Origin of the sequence: Streptomyces sp. NPDC001902, from assembly GCF_042891295.1 — a bacterium.
Lineage (GTDB): Bacteria > Actinomycetota > Actinomycetes > Streptomycetales > Streptomycetaceae > Actinacidiphila.
Window position 1 is genome coordinate 224766 of the sequence record NZ_JBIATA010000011.1, and the last position, 21548, is coordinate 246313.

General features: G+C 66.1%; 11 protein-coding genes and 1 pseudogene. 1 reads left to right on the forward strand and 11 read right to left on the reverse strand.

Going from position 1 to position 21548, the window contains the following annotated elements; translation table 11 throughout:
• Nucleotides 1-202: 202 nt before the first annotated feature.
• From ACFYYN_RS20260 to ACFYYN_RS20305, 10 genes and pseudogenes are all read right to left on the reverse strand, one after another.
• Nucleotides 203-686: pseudogene (locus tag ACFYYN_RS20260) on the reverse strand (transposase); the annotation flags it as partial.
• A 145-nt stretch (nt 687-831) separates the two neighbouring features.
• Entirely contained in the window at nt 832-2526 is a 1695-nt protein-coding gene (locus ACFYYN_RS20265; RefSeq protein ID WP_500546927.1) for a DUF262 domain-containing protein, read from the reverse strand.
• A gap of 683 nt (nt 2527-3209) precedes the next feature.
• Entirely contained in the window at nt 3210-5528 is a 2319-nt protein-coding gene (locus ACFYYN_RS20270) for a UvrD-helicase domain-containing protein (RefSeq protein ID WP_500546928.1), read from the reverse strand.
• Between the two features lie 53 nt (nt 5529-5581).
• Nucleotides 5582-8185 (reverse strand): hypothetical protein, encoded by a 2604-nt coding sequence (locus ACFYYN_RS20275; RefSeq protein WP_500546929.1) that lies wholly within the window; start codon nt 8183-8185, stop codon nt 5582-5584.
• A gap of 129 nt (nt 8186-8314) precedes the next feature.
• Nucleotides 8315-8779: a DNA phosphorothioation-associated protein 4 gene (locus tag ACFYYN_RS20280; RefSeq protein WP_500546930.1), complete on the reverse strand. Its 465-nt coding sequence runs from the start codon at nt 8777-8779 to the stop codon at nt 8315-8317.
• A complete protein-coding gene (locus ACFYYN_RS20285; RefSeq protein WP_500546931.1) occupies nt 8779-10836 on the reverse strand; it encodes an AAA family ATPase in 2058 nt (685 codons plus the stop codon). Before ACFYYN_RS20285 ends, ACFYYN_RS20280 begins: the two co-directional genes overlap by 1 nt.
• Nucleotides 10833-10997 (reverse strand): hypothetical protein, encoded by a 165-nt coding sequence (locus tag ACFYYN_RS20290; protein WP_500546932.1) that lies wholly within the window; start codon nt 10995-10997, stop codon nt 10833-10835. The genes ACFYYN_RS20285 and ACFYYN_RS20290 overlap by 4 nt, the downstream gene beginning before the upstream one ends.
• Nucleotides 10998-11045: 48 nt before the next feature.
• Nucleotides 11046-13184: a DEAD/DEAH box helicase family protein gene (locus ACFYYN_RS20295; protein ID WP_500546933.1), complete on the reverse strand. Its 2139-nt coding sequence runs from the start codon at nt 13182-13184 to the stop codon at nt 11046-11048.
• 14 nt (nt 13185-13198) lie between these two features.
• Nucleotides 13199-15658 carry an Lsr2 family DNA-binding protein gene (locus tag ACFYYN_RS20300; RefSeq protein WP_500546934.1) on the reverse strand — a complete coding sequence of 820 codons (2460 nt, stop codon included), beginning with the start codon at nt 15656-15658 and terminating at the stop codon, nt 13199-13201.
• Complete coding sequence (locus ACFYYN_RS20305) at nt 15651-17804, reverse strand: ParB N-terminal domain-containing protein (RefSeq protein ID WP_500546935.1); 2154 nt, start codon at nt 17802-17804, stop codon at nt 15651-15653. The genes ACFYYN_RS20300 and ACFYYN_RS20305 overlap by 8 nt, the downstream gene beginning before the upstream one ends.
• Before the next feature lie 869 nt (nt 17805-18673).
• Between ACFYYN_RS20305 and ACFYYN_RS20310 the strand changes: the two genes are divergently transcribed.
• Complete coding sequence (locus ACFYYN_RS20310) at nt 18674-20146, forward strand: DNA phosphorothioation-associated putative methyltransferase (RefSeq protein ID WP_500546936.1); 1473 nt, start codon at nt 18674-18676, stop codon at nt 20144-20146.
• A gap of 18 nt (nt 20147-20164) precedes the next feature.
• Here the strand turns inward: ACFYYN_RS20310 and dndA are convergent, their stop codons facing one another.
• Complete coding sequence (dndA, locus tag ACFYYN_RS20315) at nt 20165-21325, reverse strand: cysteine desulfurase DndA (protein ID WP_500546937.1); 1161 nt, start codon at nt 21323-21325, stop codon at nt 20165-20167.
• Nucleotides 21326-21548 lie beyond the last annotated feature (223 nt).

The window sequence follows — 21548 nt, forward strand, 5'->3', positions numbered from 1 at the left end:
ACGCGTCGATGGTGTCGGTCACCTTCACCGCGTGCGCCGCGCCAGCCCCGGCCGCCACCCGCGCGGTACCGCCCATCTCTCCGAGCGGCCAGCCCAGCTCGGTCGCGGCCGAGGCCAATCCGGCCGTGGTGAGATTCCACAACTGCTCGCTGACCGGTCGCCCCGACGGGTTCGTGCCGGTCGCCTTGCCGACGGACTCCACCAGCCCGGCGTCGCGCAACAGCCGGACCTCCTGGTCCAGGCCCGCGCAGATCCGCGAGACCTCCGACTTGGATATCCCGCTGTCCGCACCGAGGGCCTTGACCAGGTCGCCCGCGCTGCGGGTGGACATCCGTGCAGGTAGGCCTCCATCACCACGGCAAACAGGGCCTGGTTGATGCGTCGGCGGCGCTCGAGGAGGGAGGGGAAGAGCGAGCCGGCCCGCAGTTTGGGGATCTGCAGCTCGATGTCACCAGCCGCGGTGGTCAGCAGCCTCTCGCGGTGACCGTTGCAGTGCGTGGTCCTTTCCGGGGTGCGCTGGCGTGGGGCCGCCCCGATCACCGCGGTGGCCTCCGCCTCGATCAAAGCCTGCAACACCGCCTGCAGGGCACGGCGGATCAATCATCGCTGTCCGATGCGCGCAGTGACTCCAAGAGACGCGATCCGTCGCCCCGCGGGCGTCCGCGTGCTTTGGCGGCCGCAGACAACGCGATAGCGACGACGGGCTGCCGGATCGCCACCGTCTGACGGCCCCGGGGCTGGCAGTCGCCTCGCAGGCGCACGACACCGATACCATGGGCGGATTAACGAGCCACCTGAAGCGACCTCGTCCAAGCAGCCGACAGCACGCCATCACCGCGGCCAGGTTTTCACCGCGAGCTCCGCCAGCCGCTCCTGGCGTGCCTCGACTGCAGCAGGACTCCAAGAGGAGGTCTCGCCGACTTCACGCGTCAGAGCAAGCTCCGAGTTCTGGAAAAACTCCGCCTTCTCGACGAACCCCTTGTTTCCAATCTTGGAATTCTGGCCACTGGGAAGCAGCACCATGTTACCGAGACGATAGATCCACCGCTCGGCCTCTTCGGCACGGTCGAACTCCGGCCATGCGCCCTGATCCGCGTTTTGCGGGAAGACATGCTCCAGGTTGACCATGTTGGCGTTCTCGTTGGGGACGAGCTCGGGCTGAGGCTTGTTCGCCTTGGTGCGCTCCAGTGCAGCCAAGTAGTAGCGCGCAATCTTTCCACGTGACTTGGGGACAGTAGCGAGGGCGAACTGGTCACGGAAGTCACCGTCGGCTGCAACGGTGTCCGTCAGCATCTGTCGAACTTCGTGGACTTTCGTAACGGTGTCCTTCCGAATCTCCGAGGCGATATAAGAGTATTTCTCTTCGGTACGCCCACTGTTGATCGTCTCGAGGACCATGCCCCTCACGGACCAGTTAACGAGGGCTCGCATGAGCGCCTCCAACTGCTTGGCATCAAATTTCTCGACAGCAGCAAGCATGAGGATCTTGTTGGGCGCAAGATTGAACATGGCCAGCGTGTCCACCTCGGGGAGTTTGTGTGAGCACTTCTCCTTCCATAGCTGGTGGTTCGCATCCGACAGCGCTGAGTAGATCCTGGCAGCTTCCAACAGCTCTTTGGAGAACTCCAATGCCTCCCAGCTCTGCCTGATCTCTGCCTTCATACGGGCATACAGTTCCCGTTCGGTCACCTTGCCTACACGCGAACTCCAGTAGTGGCGCAGGAACGCGGTGAACTTCGCGTCGGCAGCGGTGAGGTTGAGCGCCCCTACAGCCTTGACCCAATTGTTCCTGACAGCATCAAGATGCTGCTTGGCCACCCCGAAAAGATGGTTCTTCAGTAGGTCCGCGGTCGTCAGATCCGCACCACGGTTGTTCAACGTCTCAAAAATTACATAAGCATCGGCTTCGCTGGAAGTCTCGACTACGGCCAACTGGGCCTTGGTCTTGAGGTACTTGATCCACTCCTTCAAGACGTCCTTCGCTTTGTCGCCGTAACTGGACGCCAGATCGCCGATCCTCTCGCGGAAATACAAATATGCCTTGTCGATGTCAGAAGTATTCTTCTTGATCGGTCCGACCGGTAGCTGGTTCTTGGCGACGATCGCATGGAAGAGCGGGTCGTCCTCCTCGTTTAGCCGCAGCCGCGCTTCCTTGCCATCGGAGTCCCAAGTCTCCCGAGCAAGAAAGTCTGTACCGATCAAATCGGCCTTCTCGTCGCGCAGTCCTCGCAGCTGGTCACGTATAGCTGCGATGAACAGCGAAGAAGTCACCAGGCGCTGCTGGCCATCAATGATCGTCTTGCGTTCGTCAGGACCTTCCAGGGTTAGCACGATCGTCCCCAGGAAGTACTCCTCGCCAGAGCCAACGGCGCGCGAAATATCGTCCCAGTAGTCCCTCACCTCCTGGTCAACGGACCAGCAATAGGAACGTTGGAACTGTGGAACGGAGAGCCGGCTTCCGCTCAGGAGCTCACCGATACCGCTGAGCGTGAGCTGGAGCGAGGTGCTGTTGTGACTAGGCGCCATGCCAGTCAGTGTAGCTGCGCACGCGTTCCTCCAACTGACGTCCGATCAAATTGCAACAAACGAGCTTGAGCTCCGCCCCGGAACGACCAGTGCTACCGGACCCGAAGCCCAACTCGGACAATCTGCTGCTCACTGCGATCCGACTGCTGGCCTTGCCCGCCTCCGTCAGAGGCTGCCGCTGTCGACTTGAGCCGCCTGCCCGGGCACATCAACCGTGAGCTGCTCTGCCTGAGTAAGCCCTCAGAGCCCTGCCGCCTGAGAAGTGCTCGACGAGAAGGCTGACAGACTGGCCACCATCCAGATGGTCTCATAAATATCAAGCTTGGCCAGACTTCGCCCGCGGTCCGTAGGGCTGATCACGAGTACGTGATACCTCGGAAGGATTACTCGCCCTCCAATTGGGTTCGCAGACACGGCTGACGCGTTTGCCCTACACATGGGCTACGACGAGTACCACCTCTTCCTGCAAGCGCGAAGCATACAAATGCAGATATCACGCCACACCTGTGACATCCGGGCAATCGAAGACGCCTTACACTTCTGCATAAGCGGACCCCAAGGCGAAGCCCGGACGTGAATACGCAGAGCGGGAGTCAGCTCGCCGGTACACCAATCGTGGACGAGTGCATGCCGGAGTGGCGAGCCCCATCAGGGGAGCCTCGCCACCAGCTTCCGCAGCTTGGCTACTCGACGAGGAACGGGCTCGGCTCCCCGTGCCAGGTGACCGCGAGGGCATCGCGCGCCCGGGTACTGGCCACGAAGAGCATCGACCTGGCCTTGCGCAACTCCCGCCTGTAGCGCGCCGGGTCTTCTGCGCGGAAGCGGTCGATGTGATCGGCTCGCGGCACCAGATTCCGGCTCGCGCCGGCGAGAACAACGCGCTGGTACTCCAGGCCCTTGAACCGGTGCATGGTACCGACGTGGATATCGCCGTCCCCCCGCGGGCCGTCAGACGTCAGCTCCGCACAAGCCAAGTTGGCCTCAGTGGCGAGGTGGTACATGACCTGGCTGGCCATATCCCGGCTGGGGACTGCCACGGCGATCAGGCCGCGGGTGCCGTGTGCGGCGCCGTGCACGTCGACGGCGAGTTCATCGCACCAAGTTCGCAGGATGGTGGCGAGGCCTTCGAGTTCCTCATCCCAGGTGGGATAGCCACGCAGTTCCGGGGTGGGGCCGGCGAGGACGGACCGGTAACCAGCCAGGGTGTCGGTGCCTTCGTCGAGGTCGTCATAGGCTTCGCCGGACATGACGGTCAGGGCGCGGGCGAGGATCTCCTTGGTGGTGCGGTAGCTCAGCGACAGGCGTGCGGAGCGGCCGCGGACGTTGATGCCGAGGGCGCCGAGGGAGACCTGGTTGTCGGAGATGCGCTGGTGGGCGTCGCCGGCGATGAACAGGTCGTTGGCGCCCGAGGCGACCATGGCACGCAGCATCTTCCAGTGGGCGGCACGTAGGTCCTGGGCTTCGTCGACGACGATGTGCTGGTAGCGGTAGTTCAGGTCATCCAATGACAGCTCGGCATCGCGGTGGATCAGCTCGCGGCCGCCCACCTGCTCCCTGTATTGGCGGCGAGCTTCGATACGCGCGACGCGTTGCTGTTCGAAGCGGGCGGCACGTTCGGCAGCCTGTCCCCAGGTTTCGATGCCCTTGCGGTCAAGTCGGGTGGTGAACTGGTCGAGGAGTTTCCAGATCTGGTCGCGTTCGGGGCGGGTCAGTGCGCGTCCGCGACCGACTCGACGGGTCTGGAAGTAGGCGGCCCGGGTGGGAACGGACTGGGCGAGGATGACGTGTTCCCATTCCTCGATGAGGAATTCCGGCTCCCAGGTGCCCACGAGGGCCGACTCGGCCAGCACCTCGCGCAGTTCGGCGAATGCGGTGCGGTCGTCCACACGACGCTTGGAACGCCCGGCGAGGCTGTTTTCGCTGACGACCTTGTGGGCGAGCTGATCGATGTGGGCGATCTCGACCCGAGCGAGCAGCGCCGGGTCGTCGATGAGTTCGGCCAGACGGTCGCTCAGGTCGGCCGTCAGGTTTTTGGTGAAAGTGGTCAGCAGGATCGGCTTGTTGCGTCCCGGGGGGAGCTGCCGGACGAGGTGGTTGATCCGGTGAAGGGCGACGATGGTCTTGCCGGTTCCGGGACCGCCGGACACGCGGGCTGGGCCGTTGTAGTCCCGGTTGACCAGGCGCGCCTGGGTGGGGTGCAGGAAGACCTTCCAGGCTTGGAAGTCGCCGTCCTCCAAGACCTTGCGCAGGGCGTCGTCGACGGTGGTGACCGTGGTGCGGGACAACGCGGCGCCGAAGTCGTCGGTGTCGACCTTGTCGTCGGTGGCGACCTGGGCTGTGATCTCCGCGCGGACTTCTTCGGGAGTGAAGCCGGCGGCCAGCCCGTATAGGACGTCCTTGGACAGCAGTGGTGCTTCGGCCAGCAGCCGGTCGAGGTCCTCGGCGCGGGTCAGGGTCAGCGCCAGGGCGATGAGCGGCTCGGCGACACCGAGCTCGCGCAACAGTTGCGGGGAGTGGCCCTGAAGGAGCGGGGGCGCGCCGTCAGCGGGCGCCGGTGGGGAATCGCCCTTTGCGGCGGGGCTGGCAAGGTCCGCCGTCTGCGGGTCTGGGGAGGGTTCGGCTGGAGTGAGTTCGATTCCTGCACGACGCAGGGCGTCCCCGCCGACGACGGAGAGGTCGATGAATTCGATCTCTCCGGAGACACGGTTGATCGCGGCGGTTGCCTGGTGGTAGACGTCCCGACGGTGCCGGACGGCGATGACAAGCCAGTTCTCGCCGCCGTCGGGCTCGGTCCCTGCCCGTACGAGCAACGCTCGGTAGGAGTCGTCGATCCGCGCGGAGTAGATCCGCGAGTCGCCCTTGAGCTGCTTGAGCTGCAAGCCGTTGCCATAAGGGTTTTCGCGGAACCGGTGGGTGAAGTCGTAGAACTTCGCCTTGACCGAGCGGTCAAGGCGGTAGAGCTCCTGCTCTGCTTTCTGGTACAGGCTGAGCCGGGCGGTCATCGTGGTGGAGGCCTTCCGGGAAGGGTGGTAGCTAAAGGCGAGTCGCTGCGATGTCAGGACTCAGGCGTGGTGTCCGGCAGCGCGGCGGCGAGCTCGTCAAGACGGACGAGCCACTGGCCGGCGGTACGTGCTGTCCAGCCTGCGGCGCGATAAGCGGCGTCCCGCTGCTCGGCTTCGCCAGTGGTCTGGTGGTCCGGCTCGGGGAGTACGGCGATCTTGACGCCGGTGTCCTGCCAGGCGAAGTCGGCTAGCCAGCCGCTGTCGCCGAGTTCGTAGCCGAAGACCGGAGCCGCCTTCCCGCGGGCGGCCAATGCCTGGGCCAGGGCGATGTGCTGGGCTTCAAAGTCGTCGTTGAGCAGTGGGATGATCTCTTCATCCCAGGCCGGATCACGGCGGAACTGCGCTGCGGCGGCCCCATTCCTACGACGGTCGGCCGGCTCGGCTGGGGCGTGGACGGGTGCCGTCTCCGCTGGGAGATCCGGGGCGTCGGCCTGTGTAGCATCGGGGTCCTCCTGCTGCGACTCCAGCAAAGACAGGATGTCTTTGTCGCCGCGTACCCGCAGGTGGGCGTGGACCTCCTGCATGGTGGTCGCGTCGGCCAGCCCGATGCGTCGCCCCAGCACGGCGGGCATCTCCGTTTCGGCGACCTGGCCCGCCAGAGCCATCAGGCGCAGCGCTCGCTCCATGTCACTCAGTAGGTGCTCGGGCTCATGCGGGATCCGTTGCGCACGCAGTGCACCGTCCTTGGCCGCGAGGAACACGTGATCCCCCTCGACGGCATGCAGCTCGTTGAGCAGGGGGCGCAGTGAGCCGCAGTGGGGCTGATTGCCCCAGGCGAGGACTACCTCGCCCGCCTGGTGCGTGAGCTCGAGCTTGTTGCCGGGGGTGAGGCCGAGGTGAACGGCGAAGCCCATGGGCACCGGGAAGCCGGAACCGCGGAGGTGCTCACGGGTGACGTCGATCCGGTACCACCAGATGCCCTGCCCGGTCTGGAAGCAGCGCCGGGTGTGGGAGACGTCGCGGCGCGGCTGGTAGTCGGTTGCTGTATCAACATCAGGCGCCGCCAGTCGCACCCATCCGCGCCGATGGCGTTCAAATCCGGGACCGCTGAGGTAGGCCCGGATCGACTTGTCTTGGACGTCGAACTGGGCACACAGCGCGGTGACGATGTCCTCGCTGCTGGCCTCACCGCCAGCCGCCTCCAGCTCGCGGACGATCATCTCGCGGATACCAAGGTACTCGATGCCGCCCCAGCGGCGCAGCCCGTACACGTCCCGGTCTCGGCGCATGAAGCGCTCGTCGGCCTGGAGCTGGTTGCGCAGGCTGGCCAGGGCGGTGCCGTCGTCGAGTCGGCTGCGCAGCTCTTCGGTGGACAAGGGCTGGCCCGCCAAGGTGAGGATGGCCTCGGCGCGTTCGTTGACCGAGCGTCCCCAGGGCAGCAGATGGCCGTCGACCTGGCGGAAGCCGGTCAGGTCCTCAAGCCATGCCTGGGCGTCCTGCTCCCGGATACCGAGGTCGCCGAGCAGCGTCACTGCTTCAGGCCATGGCAGCGGGGACTTTTCGCACCGTGCCAGCAGGGCGAGGCGGGTCTGCTCCTGCCTGTCACGCAGGTCGCCTTGCAGGACCCACCCATGGTTCCACTGGCGGTCGGGGAGGCAAGAGGCGACCAGTTGCCACAGCGGGAGCTTGAGTCCGGGCACGGTCAGCGGGTGCTGTGCGTGGATGTGCTGGAGCTCCGCCTCCGTGGCGACCGGGCCGAGCAGGTCCTGAACGGCCAGAAGGTGGCCGTGGAAGGGCCGGCCGGCTCCGGTGCGCAGCCAGTCCTGGAACTGCTCCTCCAAAGTGATCTGTATCTGGCGGATCCGTTCACGGGTCACCGAGAACTGCTGGCCGAGGATTTCCAGGGGTATGCGTTCGGTGCCGAAGAGCCGGGTTTCGGCGATGGCGAGCTGGCGTTCATCCCAGCCACCCACCAACTCGTCAAGGATCGCGAGAGGCTCCCCCAGAAGTGCGTGCTCCACGGTGAGGGGCGCGGGCTCCGCTGTGTCGGCAGGGCTCGCCTCGGGCTGGTCATCCTGATCCGACGCGGCAGGTTTGGCGTGCGCCCAGGCGTATAGGGCTTCCGCGGCTTCTTTGATGTGCGGTGGTGCAGCGGCGGGCAACGCCCGCAGCAGGGCCTCGGCCTGGGCGCTGATGTCGGATGCGTCGCCGACGGCCCGTGGGCCGTCGGCCCGCGCGCGGTCGCCTGGGGTGTGCAGGGTGCGGCCGATGTGTTCGAAGGACCGTAGTTGGGCGCGCACCAGGGCGCCAAGGATCTCGTCGCCCTGGGCGATCGGCATGTCGGCCACAGTTTGCTGGATGGTGGCGCTGAGGTCCTGCTCTTGGCCTTCGAGGCAGAAGCGCAGGCTCGGCATGGCCGCGTCCAGTGATAGGTACGGCCAGTAGGTGCGCAGAGCCGCGGCCGCGCGGTGCGCCACTGCTTGTGCGGTGACGGTGGCCACCGCGTCGGCCAGCGGCGCACCCAGCCACCAGGTGTCCGGCAGGCGAGGGTCGCCCAGCACCGGGTCCAGCTGGCGGGGGTCCCCCCAGCGGAGTGCGGGCAGGAGGTCGCCGAGGGTGGTGTCCGGCGTGGTGGGTTGTTGGGTGGGGTGGGACACGGCTCTTTCTACTTCCACATCCGTCTGCGCATGGTTGCTGTCGTCAGGCAGCCACCGTAGGGGGTGGTACTGACAGGGGGACTTCCAGCGGTGACTTGGCGGGCCGGTCGGCCCGGGCAAGGTGGCCGCTTACCACTCCAAGGCGTCGAGCATGTCCTTGACGGGGCTGTCGTCCTCCTCGACGGGCTGGACCAGCGCGTCCGAGACGAGTGAGCTGACGATGGCCACCAGGTCGCGGCTGCCGCGGCTGTTGATCTCACCCTGGAGGTAGCGCAGTCCGCCGTTGGCGTACTCCTCGAAAATCCTCAGGCGGTCGCCCAGGCGCTCATCAGCGAGGATCTTCGCGTCGTCGGGGTGCTCGGTGACGGCCAGGACATCGACGAGGATGTCGCCGTACGCGCGGTTCTCGACCAAGGCGTAGCGGATCGGCTCGCCAGGCTTGTCAAACGGCACCCGCTGCCCCTTGCGGCGTCCCAGCGCGGCGGCAAAGAGCAGGGCTTCGTAGTTGTGCCGGAAGGGCCCGTCCTGACCTGTGAGCGCGATCAGCAGCTGTTCGTGCTCGGCGGGGCGACGGAAACGGATCTCGACGGCCATCAGATGACTACCTCTTCCAGGACGGTGTGGTCAAACTCGCCGTGCGAGACATAGGGGAAGGCGCGGTCGCGGATGGTAATGGTCTGCTCCTCGGCCTCGGTGCTGGTGGTGTAGGAGCGGAGCACGTACATGCGGGTCGCCGCGTCGCCAAGGTGGTCCAGGACTCGGCCGCGGGACTGGGACTGGGAGAGGAGAGTGATGATCTGTGAGGTCAGCTTCGGCAGGGATTCGGCGATGTCGTTCTGGTAGGCGACGTCGAGGTTGCCGAAGGGGGCGTCCATGACGACGGGGTAGATTCCGCCTCCGCCGAGCGCGGCATCTCCGGTGCCCTCCTTGCGGTCGTGGATCTCCTTGGCACGCTCGGCCACCGCGCCGACGAACGACAGGCTGAGGATCTGGTTCTCGCCGGTACTGCGTGCGGCGGCTCCGCCGTAGGAGTCGTTGATCAACTCCAGTGCGAAGTCGGGAGTGATGTGGGGAGTGAACGGCTTGATGCAGATCCGCGCGAACACGGCCTTGATCTTGCCGTCGAGGGCCTTTCGCTCCTCTTCGGTCTTGACGTCCCGGATCTTGAGGAAGGCTTCCAGGACCTCATCCACCAGGGCGACCTGGCGCTGAATGCGGCGCGACTCCTCGTCCGCCACACGCGCGGCTCGGAACTTCAGCTTGTTGCTGCTGATCAGCTCGTTCAGATCGACGATCTGCGTGCTGGCATCGCGATGGAGCTGCAGGGCCTCGACTCGCTTGGCGTCGAATTCCTTGCGGCGCTCCTCCAGGCGCTTGACGTCCATTACGTCGACGCCTTCCAGCTCGCGGGTGATGTCGCTCAGCTCGGCGTCGACCTTGTCGATGGCCTGCTTGGTGTCCTCGATGCCCTGCACACACTGGCGCAGCCGCTCCAGCAGTTCGGCACGGACCTGGGGCAGGTCGGCGGCTCTGCCGGCCAGATACATCCAGCGGGATTCGACATCCGCCAGACCGGCGTTGTAGCGGCGTTCCTCCAGCGCCTTGCGAGCGTCGGAGCCTTCGGGCAGGTCGCGCCCGCACATGCACACGCTGTCGTCCAAAAGGCCGTCGATGAAGTCGCGCTGGATCCCGGCCGGCAGCTCGCGGCGTTGACGCATCCCGTCCGCCAGGTCGCGTACCTGCTCATCCAGGCCGCCAGTGAAGGCCAAAAAGCTGCTCTTGGCCAGGATGTCCTTGCGGTCCTCGTGGCGTTGGTTCCGCTTGACCAGCAGTTCGCTGCGCTGCTCTTCCAACTTGATCCGCTGGCGGGCGAGCGGTGCGGCCTTTTCGTTGGACCGCAGCGCCTTGTTGACCGCCTCGATCTCGTGCTCGTAGGCGGCGGCGTCCTTTGACAGCTTCAGCAACTGCTGGTGCACCGCAAGCTTTTGACCTTCCAGTCGCTCCTGCTCAGCGATGAGCGCCTGGAGGCGTCCATCGCCGCCCTTCTCGATTTGGCGCGCAAGCTTGGCGGAGGCCTTGGGCAGGTGGGTGCTGATAGCCCGCTCGATCTCCTCGATCCCCATCAGCGTCTTGATCGCCTGCTTGACCTCGTCGGTGCGGTCACCGGTGAACATGCGCTCCATGCGCTCACCGTTGAAGAAGAAGAATTGACGCAGTTCCCTGGGCAGGATCTTCTCGATGCGGTCCTGGCCGTTGTCGACCGTCTTGCTGGTGCTGTGCTCGGTCTCGGTGACGGTCAGCTTCGAGCTGAGCTCGCGCTGCTCCTCGGAAGCCTTGGTGGTGCGCACCGAGCGATGCACGTGGAAGAGCAGGCCCTCGTGTTCGAAGACCAGGCGCACCGATGCACCGATCTGGCCACCGAACGGTGTCTGCGACCAGGCGTGGTCGTTGATCACGCGCTCTTGGTACTCCACGTCACCGGAGAACTCGCCGTACAGGGCCCAGCCGAAGGCGTTGAGCAAGGTGGTCTTGCCGGCGCCGTTCATACCGAAGACGAGCACCGCGGGCTTGTCGTCGGTTACTTCGAGATTGAGCTCCTGAACACCGTGGAAGACCCGGAAGTTCTCGAGGGTGAGCTTGAGCAGCTTCATTTGGCCAGCTCCTTGGCGGCTCGAACGATCTCGTCGGTCAGCATCGACGGGTTCTTCACGTGGAGGTACTGCCGCTCCATCTGCCAGACACGCTGCGCCAAGGTCTTGGCCTCGGGTGACAGAGCGTCGAGGATTTCCCGGGGCGTCTGTTGGGTGCTCATGAAGCCCTCCGCTTCAGGTTGTGCAAGTCGATCACTGGGGTCTGCTCGTCAGGTGTCCAGCAGGCCGTAGCGCACGCGCAACGGCCGCAGGATGTCCAGCGTTTGGGCCTCGTTGTCAGCCAAATGTGCGAACTCGGTGACCCGTGCCAGTTCACGGGCCACCATGCGGCGCTCGGTCGTGCGCTGGAGACCACCGGGGTTGTCCGGCGGCACGACGATGAAGTCCACGATGTCCGCGTGCTCTTTGCCCGGCGACCGGCGCAGCACGCGTCCGCGGCGCTGGATGAACTGCCGGGGGTTGGAGGAGCTGGCCAGCAGGTAGGCGGTGCGGGCGGCCGGCACGTCCACGCCCTCGTCCAGGCACTTCATCGACAGCAGCGCTTGCAGGTCTTGACCGGCTGCGAAGCGCCGCAGCAGCACCTGCCGCTCTTCGCGCCGAGTTTCAGCGGTGTAAGGGGCAGCTGGCATCCGCAGTTCCCCGCCGACCATGTCCAGGGCCTGCTGCAACTGCGTCGGCTCGTCTGGCCCGCCATGCTCGTAGCTCAGCGGGTGGCGGCCCTCCGCGCAGTACATCAGTTGGTACCAGTGTTCGCGCCGCTTGAGGACTTCCCTGCGCAGCGCGGGTAGCTTGGCGCGGGCGTGTCCGAGGATGTTGGCCCGCTTGCGCAGCAGCTTGCCCAGCGGCGTGTCCTCGCCAGCGTCCTCGTGGAAGTCTTTGGCTGCCAGCAGCTTCGCGATTTTCTCGGTGACTTCCGCGTAGAGCTCGGCCTCCTCGCTGTCGAGCTCCACCAAGATCGGGGTATAGGTGTAGCGGCACAGCGCTCCGGCGGCAATGGCGTCGCCGATTCCCATCTCGAAAACCACCGGACCGAAGTAGTCCGCGAGCGCGGCTGTGCCGTCGTCGTCGAACCAGCGCTCGGGGGTGGCGGACAGACCCAGACGGTAGCGGGCATTGTCCGGCAGCTTGTCGCGCAGTCGCTTAGCTCCCAGGTTGTGGCATTCATCGGCGATCACCAGGAGCCGGCCACGGTAGCGGTGGAGGAGGCCCTGCAGGGGGTCCGCCGCCAGGGTGGCGTTGGTGGTGACGATGACACCGCCCTTGACGGTGCCCAGCGCCAGGGCGTCCAGAAGGGCGGAGGCGTTACCGTACCAACTGGTGACGGACTCGTAGGCGCGTACCGGGGTCATCCCGAACCAGGCGACGTCCCGGCTCCACTGGTCCACCAGGTGCTGGTAGGGCGCGATGACCAAGGTGAGCAGGGGCTCGTCGCGATTGCCGAGCATCCGGGCCAGTTGGGCAGCGGCGGCCAGCGCGGTCAGTGTCTTGCCGGTGCCGGTGGCCATGCGGAGGATGCCGCGGCCCTCGTTGCCGAACCATCGCTCCACAGCGTGCTTTTGATAGTCGCGGACCGCCAGGTCCGTCGGGATGGCCAGGCGGCCGAATGTCTCCGGGCGCGGGAGTGTGAGCGGCGCGCCATCCATGGGCGGCAGGTCGGGCGGTGCCTGGTGGGCACTGCGGCGGGCGCAGGAGGCAATGAGGTCCGTGGCCGCCTTGGTGAAGTCCACGACCCGCAGCAGCGGGGTGCGGTCGTGCCACAGGTCTTCGAAATCCCGGCTTATCCGGATGGCGCGAGCGCTGTCGCCGGGTTCCCAGGAGCGGAAGACCTCGATGGACTCGAAGTTGCCGACGAGCCCCGGCATCGTCTCATTGGCGCTGCCCTTGAAGGCCACCAGGTCGCGGCTGTCCCGGAAGATCCCGATCTTCTCGTGGTACATGCCGACGCGATCGCCTGCGGATATGTAGGCCAGCTTGACGTCCAGGTGTCCTTCGGCCACGAGCAGGCCAAGTCTACCCAGGCCGTAGGCTGCATACGGGTCCTCGCACGCGCGTTCCAAGTCGCGCAGGGCTGCCTGTTCCAGGACTGCGCGGATCGCGTATCCGGCGCGGATCTGTTCGACGTCGTCAGCGTTGAGCTGCGGAGAGGCGACCAGGCGCATGGTGCCGCCGCGCGCGGCGAACGCTTCCACGCCCTGGCCGAACACCGCCAGCACCGATGCGCTGAAGTAACCGACGGCGCGATCGTAGGCCGTGGCGGCGGCCATGGCAGGGGCGTAGAAGTCTTCGACGATGTCGCAACGGTCGCTGCGGTAGTCGGCCAGCAGGCTGGCGGCGCGCAGTGCGCTCAACGGGTGGTCAACCATCACAATCCCATCAGGTCGATGAGGTCGTCGGTCGACGGTCCATCTTCGTGGGACCGCTCATCGCCGTCGGAGGTGGGTTCCTGCTCGCGGCTGTCAGCGTGCACGGCGTCCAGTCGCCGGACCACACCCCCGCGGGTAGTAAAGGGCGGCGTCGAGGCGACTTGGATCAGGCTCGACTCCTTGATCGAGAACTCGCGCGTCAAGACGGCCACGAGATCGGCCGTGGCGATCTCGCCGCCGGCGCGGTCAACCTCCTCGGCGACCAGATTCTTGATCGAGGTGTACCTGCGCAGTCCCCACTCGGCCAGCGCCCAGGAGTCGATATCGCTGCGCAGGAACCTGGAGTCGGTCGGCAACTGGGCCTTCAGCGAGCGCGCATTGACATCCGTTCCCATGCCTTCGACCAAAAGCGGGAAGGTCAGGGGATGTCCAGCCTCGCGAAGCACGGCCCAAGCCTGGTCCTTGAGGGTACTCTTCGGGCCCGTGGTCGGCTCGCGGGGTTGCTGCGTCCCCGCGGGACCATAGCCGTCGTGTAGGTGGCCATCGATGCTCCACTGTCCGCTGGCGGTAACGAGGATGCGCGGGTCCGCGGCAAGGGCTGCGGAGACCTCGGCGAGGGCTCCCGAATCGAGCAGGGCGTAAAGAGCCTCGCCGGGCATGAGCGGCGTCTTGGCCTCACTCAGGATCGCGGCCAGCGCGTCAGCCAGGCTGTCCTCCTCGGCGAGAGCCGGCTCCTTGTGCGCTGCGGCATCGACGGCCGGCGGTGGTTCTGCGGGCAGGACCCAGCCGGAGGGTCCGGTCTCGGCCGCCAGCAGGCGCAGGACAAGCCCACGCAGGGGGCGCGGCAGCTGCTCGGGTCGCTGCAGGAGATCCGCGAGCGTGGCGTCAGGACGGTTCTTGGCGGCGAACCGGTGCAGTTCATCGAGGGCCCGGGCGAGAGTGGCGGACTCGGCCGGAGGTGGCGGGGTGCTGGAAGTGGCCGGGGATGGGATCGCGGGCGGCTGTGGTGACGTGTCGTGCGGTGCCGTGGACTGCTGCGGCCACGCGGCCGCAACCCCGTTCGGCTGCGGCGGTGCGAGCTCGTAGTCGGCGCCTGCAGCATCGCTCTGCCCGGAGTCTGCCCCGTCGCTCGCGGGTTCGGCACGGCGCTCAACCTGGTTGCCGACGAGCCGGAGACCGCAGAAGTGAAGCCAGTCTTCCGTGGGCCTCAGCGGCTCCCCCGTCGCGGCGAGCAAGCGGGCCGCAGCGTTAAGCGATATGTACTGCGCCGGGTCGAGGTCGAGTGCTTCCAGGGTTTTGGCCCGGGCCGCCTCAACGGATCCGGCATACAGCCACTTGTCGTCCTCGCGGGCACTGAGCACAACGGCGGCCAGGACGTCGAGCACGGTGACGGCCGGTTCGATGAGCGTCGATGCCGTCCAGGGGTGCCGTTCGACGATGTCCGCCCTGCAGATGGGGGCACTGGTCACCTCCTGGAACAGCTCCAATGCGCGGTGCAGCCTGGGGTCTGCATCGGCCGATTCCGCGAGCCTGTCAGGCAGTTGCTCAAGCAGTTGGGTCATCCGCTCCCGCATTGTGCGGTGACGCGTGGCCAGTAGATCGACGGAAGAGGGCGACGCCGCACTCACATGGTGAACGATCAGGTCCTGCTGGCGGGGATCGAGCCCCTCGAACCAGTGTGCGACGGCGTCGTCGAGGCTGCCCGCCGGAGCTGCCCCAACGGGCTCGGGCAGCGAATCTTGCGGCAGCGCACGAGGGGTGCTCAACAGCACCCCTTCTCGCACGAGCACGGCCAGAGCATCGTGTTTGACCCAGTGGCTGCCGATCGGCGCGGTGAGGATGTCGTGGGGCGAGAGTGTGCCGATGGCGTCGAGGGTGGCCCCGCCAGCGACAGCTGCCAGCGCCGTGCACGTCTTGGGGGCGGCGTCCAGGTCAGCGATCGCCCTGTCGACCGAAAGCTGCGGGAGCAGGGATGACAAGGGCTCGTAGGCGAGCGGCGCGATCTCGAGGCAGGATGCAAGGAGGTCGAAGACAGCCCCGAGGTCCTCCCGGCGTGCCGAGGTCTCCTGGGGGGTCTCACGCAGCCACCACTGTGCCGGCCCGCCCAGTCTTTGGAGGGCGAGCAGTTCCGACGGGGCGAGCCGGTCCAGCCACGGCAGGAGCACGTCCCAGGGGCGTGCGGGCGCCGAGAGTGCGGACACCATGAGGGGCACCTCCTGCGGATCGACTGGGTGCGGGTGGGGTACGGCAGCGGGGGGGCCGGCGAGCTGTTGCGGCTCGGGGTGAGGGCTTGTCTGGGCGGCCTCGAAGGCTGCGACGACGTCGCGGGGCAGCCTCCCTCGGTCACCGATCGGGTAGCCCTGGGCTGCCGCCCAGGCGCGAATGCGCTGGTTGTGGCGCTTCGCTTCGTCGATTGTGGCGCGCCACTGGCTGCTTTCGTGGCCTACCGGGTCATTCACTGAGCAGATCCTCGATGGAGGAGGTCGGGTGCTCCGCACGCGAGGCCGCGGACTCCGGCGGCGCGGCAGCCTGCGCGGGGACGGGCGTGGCTGCAGCAGCGCCCGCCTTGAGGGCCTGCGCGTGGGCCTGGCCGTATTCAAGCTGCCATGCGCGGAAGGGCTCGTCGGTGCCGTAGAACCAGTCCCTCAGCGCCCTGCCGAGGGCCGCATTCGCGTTCCGCTCCGCCGCGAGCCGGATCGCGTTCTCCTTCTCACCGGGAAGACTGGTCCTGAGCGCCCGGATCTGCTGATCGACGCAGAGCTCCAGGTACAGGCCGCGAGCGCCGCTCAGCATGTGCCGGAACGCGGTGCGTCCGTCGAACCAGCGCTCGATATGTGCCCATGCCTCGTCGATGTCCAGGATCTGCAGCCAGAAGTACCGGAAGTACACGGCCTGGGGGGTGTCCATGTTGGCGATCTGGTTGAGCGGGTTGTGGACCTCGGCCTTGTTGAAGGCGAGCCGGCGGTCCTTGGCCTTGCCCGGTTCCAGCGCGAAGTAGGCGTTCCAGGCGGCGGCCAGGTCGTCGGCGAACTTCGGCAGATCAGACAGGGCCGGCTTGTTCGGCTGCTGCTTGCGCAGTTCCCAAAGTGAGCCCAGGGTCAGTGCCATGCCCAGCTGGCAGGCATGGGTGTTGAAGACGGCGAAAGCTGCCTTGGTCTGCTTCAGCGACCCCGTCCTACCGTTGTCCCGGTACTCCTTGCTGCGGTAGACCTCGAATTCCTCCTCCCGGTCCCGCAGAATCTCCCAGGCACGGATCACGTCCGACTTGGCCGCGGGCTGCCCCGACTGCTTACTCTCCAGGTAGGTGTCGAAGCTGTCGCGCAGCGTCCAGAACACTCCCACCCCGTTGAACAGCGCATCGTGTGCGAGGCTCTGACCAGGGTCGTGCCGGTCCCAGGTTTCGCGCAGCTGGTTCAGCGCCCTGGCGTGCGCGGCGTACGGCTCGGTGCGCGACAGCAGGGTAATGAGGGCTTCTCCCCAGGTCTCGGAGAAGCGGTCGCTGATCGCGTCGACGTAGCTCAGCGGGAACTTCGTGTTCTTGATGTCGTTCCAGGCGTAGCGGAAGCTGCCGTCCTCGACCGGTTCGGGGAACACACTGGACAGATCCAGCTGCGACCGCATGAACTCGTCCATGGCCTTCTCCGGGGGACGGCCTCCGGAGAACCGCAGGTCCGCCTGAAGCAAGGGCCGCTGTGGCCCAAACACACACAACTCGACCGCTCGCTTGAGCAAGTGGATATTGGTGAGCACGGACCAGCGGGCGGGCTGGGTGTTGTTCGTATCGGGGTTGTCGTACTCCACGGCGTAGATGGGCAGCTGCGCCTCGCCGGTGTCCTTGCGCAGGTCGCTCAGCACACGGCGGGTGAGCACGTTGCTGAGCTCGGCGTCCGAGAGCAGGATGATCCGCGACTTCGACGGCGGCCGCGCCTCCCTGTTGACGTCGACGAACAGCTTGCGCGCCACTCCATGCGGATTGCTTTGTTCGCCTGTCTCCTCGGGGAACCAGCACACCGTGACCGGGACCTCGATGCCGCTGAGGTCCACGTCGCCGAACCGCTTCAGCGCCTGGCCCACCGGGAACTCGTAAAAGGACCGGAAGCGCTCCCCCGGCGACCCCTGCCAACTCCGCGACTGCGTGCGTTCCACCGCAAGCAGCGCCATCGCCCGGTGCTGGCCGTCGAGCACGACCAGCTTCGACTCGGTATCGTTCCACTTCAGCTTGCCGAAGTTCGCCGGGTCGAGCTGACCGTCGTCCAAGACGTGACGCTGCACTTGGAAGGCATTGCCAGCCTGTTCCTGCTTCCACTTCGTGCCGGAGTCCGCCACGATCTCGGGCCTGCCGAGCGGGGCGAACGTCGTCGGCTTCTTGGACTTGAACGGCAGGAGAACCGCGACGATCGGCGGGAAGAACGCCGGCCCGGTGATCTGGCGCTCCAGCAGGTATGGCACCAGCTTCACCGCGACGCGGTGGTCGTCCAGGTCACGCTGGAGCAGCTGGTCGAAGTCGAGGTCGCCGGCTTCCATGACCTCCCGTACCGGAGCGAGGTTCTTGGTGAGCCGACGCTCAGGCTCATCGGAGTCCTCGCCCAGGCGGGCCTTCGTCATGATGTAGTCGACGCGCCCGGCTGGCGTGGCGAAGCTACCCCACGTTCCCTGGACCAACTCTCGGAACGGAGACGCGGTGGGGTTACCAAACATTGCTTCCCTGCACTTCTTTCTGAAATCGGCACGTATCGCCAACCTCTCCAGTCCTCAGGTGCCTGGAGAGGTTGACGACGGCCCGCGGATGCCTGGTTTTTCAGATAGCCGTTCGACTCGCGGCGCGAACGACTGTGGGCACTGCCATGCGGCCACGCCATTCCCCCGAGCTTCCTGCCCGCACTGACGTCAACGCTCCCGGTTCGGTGCAGCGCTGGGTTGCCTCAGCCGGAACGTTCAGTCCGGAGACGTGACCCCGCATGACACAGACTCACGACGTAACGCGCCCCGCTCGGACGTTCTCTTCAGCCCGGCGGCAGTACGGCACGACCAAGTAAAAGATCTTGCAGGCTCTTTCCCCCCATGGACAGACCTCTCCCCCTGCGCAGTGAGTGCCACATTGCAGATCACTACCGCTTGTGAAGATTTAGAGTAAGGGATCCCACTGACACACGGACACCTCCTCCCATCCTCTGCTGCGAGGCTATTGTCCCGCCGGCCACCACGCTTGCGGAAGGCGAGTGGCGGTCGCAACTTCGGGTCGACCGCCTCGAATCGATGGACACGGCACGGACGGGCCTCTCAACGGAGCACACATCAAACAAATGTGCCAATATCCAGTGATTGCTCACGAGATGGCTATTTTCAGGCCCTTATGGCGAAACGCTCCATCGCCAACTCTGCCCCGCAGGAGCGCCCTGTCCACTACGCTGCCGTTGAGGGCCCGGTCCCCCCGTCGACCTCGGTCATTGATCCACTCAGCGAGCTCCACAGTCATGCAGCAGACCTGGAAAAGCGATCGCCGCCGCACCGCCATCGGGCGCGCCAACCTCTCCGTCCCCGCACGGCAAGCCTTGGGGGATCGTCAGCTGACGGCTAAGCGGACCATCTTGGACTACGGTTGCGGGCGCGGGGACGATGTGCGGGCGCTGGAGAGGCTGGGGTGTCGTGTCTCCGGCTGGGATCCGTTCTACCGTCCCGAAGCCAGACTCGAGCCGACCGACGTCGTCTTACTCACCTACGTCCTTAATGTCATCGAGGACCCCGTGGAACGCCGGCGGACGCTCCAGGACGCCTGGGATCTCGCTGAGACTCTGCTGATCGTCTCCACTCGCCTGACCTGGGAGAAGTCCAAGGTGCATGGCGAAGAGTTCGGGGACGGGTTGCTGACCGGCAAGGGCACCTTCCAGCATCTTTTCGGTGCGAGCGAGCTGCGTGCGTACGTCCAGGAGGTGACGGGTGCCCGGTTGGTGGCTGCCGCGCCGGGCATCGTCTATGCGTTCAAGGACGACGCGGCCCGGTTGGGATACCTCGCCCAGCGCATCGCCCCGGACGCTGAATGGCTGGCGTCGAAGGACAGCACATCGGCCATTGCCGCCTTGGCGGACTATGTGCAGCGGCGCGGACGAACCCCGCGGATCGACGAGATGCCCCGGACGACGGCGGAGCTGCTTGCGCACCTGACTCCTGCCGAGGTGAAGCGTCTGGTGCGGGAATCGGCGGATGCCGACCTGGTGGCCGAGGGCGCCAAGCGCACCACGTTGAACACCCTGCTGTACCTGGCGGTGGAGCTGTTCAACGGGCGGGGACCGTTCAGCAGTCTGCCGCCCAGCGTGCAGTTGGATGTCCGGACCTTCTTCTCCTCGTACAAGGAAGCCTGTCAGCGGGCCGACCGGTTGCTGTTGAAACTGCGGGACGACGGCTATGTCCGTGGGGCGATGAACGCCTCGCAGGTCGGCAAGCTGACTCCGACGGCGTTGTATGTGCACCGCAGGGCCATCGAACGCCTTCCCACGGTTCTGCGTCTGTATGAGCACTGTGCGTCCATCGCTGCAGGACGGCCGGCGGACTGGACGGTGGTGAAGCTGCGGCATCAGGGGCGGGCTGTGTCATGGCTGGACTACCCGGCGTTCGACAAAGATCCGCACCCGCGGATCCAGTCTTCCTACATCGTGGATCTCCAGACGCTGGAGACCTCTCATATGTCGTATGCGGACTCGGGCAACCGTCCGCTGCTCCACCGCAAGCACGAGTTCCTGGCTCCCGATGATCCCGACGCCGAGCGCTACCGGCGGCTGACGGAGGCGGAGTCCAGGGCAGGGCTGTACGCGCACCCGCATCTCATCGGTACCGAGAACGGGTGGGAGGCGGAGCTGGTGCGGTGCGGGCGTGCGCTGCGCGGCCATCGGCTGGTGCGGCGCGCGCAGGCGGTAGGCCCTGCGGCGCCGCATGGTGCGCCGGAGGCGTGATCCGGCGCACCGGCAGGCTCAGGAGTCGGTGGCTTCCGGCTGCATGCGGATGATGGTCTCGGCCAGCTCCGTCGGGTCGAAGTCGGCGACCTGGGCAGGGAACCAGGAGAAGCGCAATCCGTTGGAGGCGACGTCCTGGGGAAGTCCCATCGCGGTGAGAACATGGCTGGGCGTGTAGGAGGCGCTGGTGCACGCGGAACCGGTGGCGACGGCTGCCAGGTCCTTGATGCGGACGATCAATGCCTCGGCGTTGAGACCGTCGAAGGTGACGTTGAGGATGTGGGGCACGGCGTGCTCGATGTCCCCGTTGATGTGGAAGCGGGCTTTGCCCAGAACGGCGAGGAAGCGCTCGCGGACGGCCAGGGCGTCGCGCTCCCAGTTTTGCCGGTTCTCCTGGAAGATTTTCGCGGCCTCGTACAGCCCCATGATCAAAGCAACGGGGAGGGTACCGGGGCGGAGCTTTCGCTCCTGGCCGCCTCCGAACATGATCGGCTCTAGGGGGATCCTGTTCCAGCCGCGGCGCCGGGTCACCAAGGCGCCGATGCCCTTCGGAGCGCCGATCTTGTGGCCGCTGATGCTGATCAAGTCGATGGGCGCCTTCAGGTCCCCGGGAAGCTTGCCGTAGCCCTGGGCGGCGTCCACGTGAAGGTAGGTGTCGGTCTGCTGCAGCTTCTCGGCGATCTCGGCGACCGGCTGGATGACACCGGTCTCGTTGTTCACGTGCATGAGCGAGACCAGCAGGGTGTCCGGGCGCAGCCGCTCGAGGACCGCGTCAGTGGTGATGCGGCCACTGGGACCAGGCTCCAGGACGTCCACCTCGAAGCCGCGGGTCTCCTGGAGGTGCAGCAGCGGTTCGAGGACTGCCTTGTGCTCGATGGCAGAGGTGATGATGTGCCTGCGCCCCGCCTTCTCCCCGTGCGGGGCGATGCCGAGCAGGGCGATGTTGTTGGACTCGGTGGCGCCGCTGGTGAAGATGACCTCTTCGGGCTTGGCTGCGACGGTGGCGGCGAGGAAGGCTCGTGCTTCCTGGACGGCTTTCTTGGCGCGGGCACCGTACTCGTGGGTGCGGCTGCCAGCGTTGCCGAAGTCTTCCGTCATCCAGTGCAGAACCACATCTGCCACTCGCGGGTCCACCCGGGTCGTCGCCGCCGCATCCAGGTACGCCACCACAGTGCTCACCTACGCCCTCTACCGGTCATCGAGACATGTGTACGTCAAGCCGTTAACGTACACGCTCGCTGCAGAGGTACGCTGCCACCCCCGCCGGTACGTTAAACAAGTGGCGCGATGCGTGTCATTCCTCGCTCCAACAGACCCCTGCGGTACCTGAGTATCGACGACTGGAGTGGGATGCACCGAGCCGCGTGAAAACGGTGACTCGTGTACGTCTAAGTGATGACGT